The 4219-nt window shown below is 68.5% G+C and carries 4 protein-coding genes and 1 pseudogene; 2 read left to right on the top strand and 3 right to left on the bottom strand.

The genetic code is table 11. The features are described from left to right. Positions 1-119: 119 nt before the first annotated feature. Positions 120-242 (bottom strand): annotated as a pseudogene (locus GPJ59_RS38155) (ATP-binding protein); the annotation flags it as partial. 150 nt (positions 243-392) lie between these two features. On the opposite strand from GPJ59_RS38155, the gene GPJ59_RS34245 reads away from it, so the two are divergent. Together GPJ59_RS34245 and GPJ59_RS34240 are read left to right on the top strand one after the other, a co-directional pair. Beyond that, on the top strand, positions 393-1214 hold the full coding sequence (locus tag GPJ59_RS34245; RefSeq protein ID WP_219671883.1) for a helix-turn-helix domain-containing protein: 822 nt from the start codon (positions 393-395) through the stop codon (positions 1212-1214). After that, on the top strand, positions 1211-1423 hold the full coding sequence (locus GPJ59_RS34240; RefSeq protein WP_219671881.1) for a DUF397 domain-containing protein: 213 nt from the start codon (positions 1211-1213) through the stop codon (positions 1421-1423). The genes GPJ59_RS34245 and GPJ59_RS34240 overlap by 4 nt, the downstream gene beginning before the upstream one ends. A gap of 60 nt (positions 1424-1483) precedes the next feature. Here the strand turns inward: GPJ59_RS34240 and GPJ59_RS34235 are convergent, their stop codons facing one another. After that, complete coding sequence (locus tag GPJ59_RS34235) at positions 1484-3043, bottom strand: ABC transporter substrate-binding protein (protein ID WP_219671879.1); 1560 nt, start codon at positions 3041-3043, stop codon at positions 1484-1486. Between the two features lie 154 nt (positions 3044-3197). After that, positions 3198-4219: metallophosphoesterase (locus GPJ59_RS34230; protein ID WP_258025342.1), on the bottom strand; the 1022-nt coding region annotated here is incomplete at its 5' end.

Here is a 4219-nt window from a genome sequence, read left to right as displayed (position 1 = left end):
GGCGGTCTGGTAGCTCACGCCCTGCTGACGCGCCCACTCCGAAAGCTTCACAAGGCCAAGATAGTCGGGATATGCGACTAGAGATGACTATGAATGACTAGAAAACCTGTAGCAGCTTTCACCCCCCAGTCGTCCAACTGGAGCAGGACCAAGTGCCGCGCCAAACGCGCGCCCCGCGGCGTGGAGCTGAATCGCTGAACCCACACCGGAGGCGTTTGTGACGGGGTCATGTCGGTACTCATGGCCGGCATCCGTGCCCTTCGCTCGAATTATTGCGTTCGGCGACAAGGCGACCACAACCCGTCCTAGAATAAGGGCTATTGAACCCTAAGGTTCAAGCCCATATTTCTGCTGCCCTGCCGGCTCAGGGCTCGAAGCAGGAGGTCAGAGGCATGGCCGAGGACAAGTTACCCAAGAACTTGAATCCCACTCAGAACTATGCGCTCGATGTTCGGCAGATGCGCGAGACGAAGAAGATGACCTTGAAGGGCCTGGGGCGGGCGACGGGATACACGGAAAGCTACGTCTCCAAGGTGGAGAACGGGAGAATCACTCCAAGCGAGAAATTCGCACGTGGGTGCGATCACGCGTTCGGTACGGGGACGCTGTTTCTGCGGAAATGGCTCCAGAACAAGGAGACCGGCCACCCGAGCTGGTTCGCTCCGTACGTCGAGCTGGAGAAGAAGGCCGCTGAGATCTGGGACTACAGCACGATGTTCCTCATGGGTCTCCTCCAGACCGACGAGTACGCACGGGCCACCCTGCTCGGGGATGCCCCACGGGTCGGCCGAGAGGTCATCGAGGAGCGGGTGCAGACGCGGATACGGCGACAGGAGGTAATGCGGGGCAGCGATCCGCCCGCCCTGTGGGTGGTCATCCACGAAGGGTGCTTACGCACCATCGTCGGCGGACCCGACGTGATGCGCCGACAGCTGGAGCACCTCGTCACGCTCTCCGAAAGCCCCGACATCACGCTTCAGCTCCTCCCCTTTTCCAAGGGGGCACCGGCCATCGGAACGCCCTTCACGGTGCTGATGTTCGACGACGGCCCACCCGTCATGCACTCGGAGGGGCCGCAGGGGGGCCGGCCGTACGACGATCCGAGGACTACGGCGAACGCAACACGGATCTACCATCGGTTGAGGATGCTTGCCTTAGCCCATGACGAGACCGTTGCCTTCATGAAGGCCATGCACGAGGAGTTCCCGCCATGAACCATCTCAGCAACGCGACGGAAACGGGTTGGGTTTCGTCGTCCTTCAGCGGCCCGGACGGGGGCCAGTGCGTCCAGTGGAACCCGGCGTACGCGTCGGCCCACGGCACCGTGCCGGTAAGGGACAGCAAGAGCCCGCAGACCGTGCTGATGCTGTCGCCCGAGAGCTGGGCCGGGCTCGTGGACTTCGCGCGCCGTACGGGCGTGTGAGTCAGCAGGTACGCACGACCGAGCCCCGTCGCCCTGTCCGGGCGACGGGGCTCGGTGCCGTCAGAGCCAGTTCAGCTCCCACAGGCGCCATACGCCCGTGCCGTCCGAGAGGTACTGCGCCCCGGAGACGGCGTCGCGTGACATGACGTAGTCCTTCTTCTGCCAGATCGGCAGGACCGGAACGCGCTGGGCGACCAGGCGCTGGAGTTCGCGCAGGTCGTTCGCGGCCTCGGCCCGGACGGAGAAGGACTGGCTGCGGGTGATCAGCTCGTCGATGCCCTTGTCGGAGAAGCCGTTGTTCATGCTGGAGTCGGCGCCGACGAGCGGGGCGGTGAAGTTGTCCGCGTCCGGGAAGTCGGCGATCCAGCCGATGGTGTAGGCGTGGAACTCGCCGGCCGCGTAGGCCTTCTGGAAGTCCGCCCACTTCTCGACCGGCTTGACCGTGACCTGGAAGAGGCCGGACTCCTCCAGCTGCCGCTTGATCTCGCTCGCCTCCTCGACGTTCGCCCCCCTGACGCTGACGCCGAGGGTGAAGGCGACGGGGCCGTTGACGCCGGCGGCCTTGAGGATGTTCTTGGCGTTGGCGGCGCTGGGCTGCGGGAAGGTGTCGAAGAACGGCGTGGTGTGGCCACCGATGCCGGCCGGGACGACCGAGTAGAGCGGGGTGACCGTGCCCTTGTAGACCTGGCCGGCGACCTTGGAGCGGTCGAGCACCGCCGCCACCGCGCGGCGTACGCCCTCGTTCGCCATGGGGCTGCCCTGGCGGACGTTGAAGACCATGTTGCGGATCTCGCTGCCGCCGGTCTGCTGGTAGCGGACGTCCTTCATGCCCGGGTTCAGGCCCGCGAGGACGTCCGGGGGCATGTCGCGGTGGGCGACCTCGATGTCCCGGTCCTGCCAGGCCGCGTTCAGCTCGGCCGAGCCCTTGAAGTACCGGACGGTGACCGGCGCGTTCGCCGGCTTGGCCTGGCCGGTGTAGGAGGTGTTCGGCTTCAGCTCGGCCATGGTGCCGGGCTTGAAGGAGGCCAGGACGTACGGGCCGGAGCCGTCGGCCTTGTCGCCCTCACGCAGGGCCTTCGCCGGGTACGTGTCCTTGTCCACGATCGACGCGGCACCCGTGGCGATCTTGAACGGGAAGGTGGCGTCCCGGGCCGAGAGGTTGAAGGTGACCGTGCGGCCCTCGGCCTTGACCGACTGGAGCGTGTTGAACAGCGGCGCCGGGCCCTGCTCGGAGTTGATCGCCTTGATCCGGTCGAAGGAGTGCTTGACGTCCTCGGCGGTGACGGCGCGGCCGTTCGAGAACTTCACGTCCGGGCGCAGCTCGCACTGGTACGTGGTGAGCTTCTCGCCGATGAACTTGCACGAGCTCGCCGCGTCCGGCACCGGCGTGTTCGAGCCGGACTTCAGGGTCAGCAGCGACTGGTAGACGTTGCTGTACAGGGCCCAGGAGCCGGCGTCGTACGCGCCGGCCGGGTCCAGCGAGGAGACCACGTCGGTCGTCCCGACCCGGATCGCGGCCCCCTTGTCCGAGCCGGCGCCGGGCAGCAGCTGCCAGGCCCCCACCCCGGCCAGTCCCAGGACCAGCACCCCCACGACGATCTTCGAACGGACAGACCTCACCCGTGACTCCCCCTGCCCCACCCCCGCGCCGCCGGAATACCCCTATTCCCGCCGTCCGCGATGTCCGACTGCGGCGCGCACCTATCCGATTACCGGTCACCCAATCACGGAAGGATCGCGGAAGGAAGGCCGAATCATCACGTGATGTTCACGCTCACGCCTGATATGAGGCGAGTTCGACCACTGTGATGTCAGAAGGCGCTCCCACCCGGACGGGCGGCCCCCACGCGCCGGCCCCGCGCGAGACGTAGAGCTGGGTGTCGCCGTAGCGTTCGAGACCGGCCACCGTGGGGTTGGCGAGTTCGGCGAGGTAGTTGCCGGGCCAGAGCTGGCCGCCGTGGGTGTGCCCGGAGAGCTGGAGGTCGACGCCGTGCCGGACGGCGTCGTGGATGACGACCGGCTGGTGCGCCATCAGGACGGCCGTCCGGGAGCGGTCGCGGTCGCCGAGGGCCCGGACGAAGTCCGGCCCTTCGCCCTCGCGCTCGCCGGCCACGTCGTTGACGCCCGCGAGGTCGAAGTACGGCAGCTCGTGCCGGGCGTTCTCCAGGGGGTGCAGGCCGAGTTCGCGGACGTGGTCCACCCATTGCCGGGCGCCCGAGAAGTACTCGTGGTTGCCGGTGACGAAGTACGCGCCGTGCTTGGCCCGCAGCTGCGCCAGCGGGGCGGCGGCCGGGCCGAGGTCGCCGACGTCGCCGTCGACGAGGTCGCCCACGATCGCGATCAGGTCGGGCTGGGTGGCGTTGACCGTGTCCACGATCCGCTGGGCGTGCGCCCGGCCGAGTACGGGTCCGAGGTGGATGTCGGAGACCACGGCGATGCGGAAGCCCTGCGCGGCCCGGGGCAGCTTCGCCAGCGGCACGGTCACCCGCTTGACCCGGGGCCCGCGCAGCACGCCGTAGGTGCCGTACCCGACGGTCCCGGCGGCCGCCGCGACGGCGGCACCGGCGATGGCCCGGGCGACGAAGGTCCGCCGGGTGAGGCCGCCGGGGGTGGCCGTCCCGTCCGTTCCGTCCGGCGCGTACGGTCCGTCCGCCGCCGGCGCCGGCTCCCCCGGCGTCTGCGGTGCCTCTGCGGCCGGCTGCGTGGCCGTCTGCACCGCAGGCTGCGCGGCCGGCTCCGTCTGCGTGGCCTCCGCGCCGTCCGGTCCTGCGTCCGGTCCTCCGGCCGGCCCGAGGG

This window comes from Streptomyces bambusae (assembly GCF_019400985.1).
Taxonomy (GTDB): Bacteria; Actinomycetota; Actinomycetes; order Streptomycetales; family Streptomycetaceae; genus Streptomyces; species Streptomyces bambusae_A.
The sequence above is the reverse complement of the archived record's forward strand: the minus strand, read 5'-3'. Positions and strand labels throughout refer to the sequence as shown.